This is a genomic window from Planococcus sp. RAB007_Raresut (genome assembly GCF_057369535.1).
On sequence record NZ_JBXYIF010000038.1, the window covers coordinates 1 to 405 of the forward strand.

Annotated in this window: 1 protein-coding gene; it reads left to right on the plus strand. The window is 39.5% G+C overall.

The annotated features are described in order from the left end of the window. Positions 1-4: 4 nt before the first annotated feature. Entirely contained in the window at positions 5-151 is a 147-nt protein-coding gene (locus AC2Q9J_RS17625) for a hypothetical protein (protein ID WP_499041965.1), read from the plus strand. The last annotated feature ends 254 nt before the right edge of the window (positions 152-405 follow it).

Here is a 405-nt window from a genome sequence, read left to right on the forward strand (position 1 = left end):
AATTATCACTGATGTCGTCAATCAAATCGTTGACTTGGATGAAGGTGAGATTTTCTACGGTACTGTATTTGATCCAGATGCTCGTGATGAACTACGTGTGACTGTGATCGCAACGGGCTTAACGCGTAATGCATCTGAAGTAGAAACCTAGTATCGTACCACTCTTGCACAGGCTGTTTCCCATGGTACGCAAAGCGGTGATGAAGATGATGTTCCAGCGATCAGTAAGCGTGCAAATACAGAAGCACCGAGTAGTGCAGCGCCAAGTTCATCACCACTTTCATCTCCAATGAGTATTCAAGATTACTTAAAAAATCAACAAAGAAAGTAATAGAATCAGATGTTTAATAAAAGGGAGAACTTGTTTCTCCCTTTTTAATTTTTTGAAATAAAGTATTGATTGAC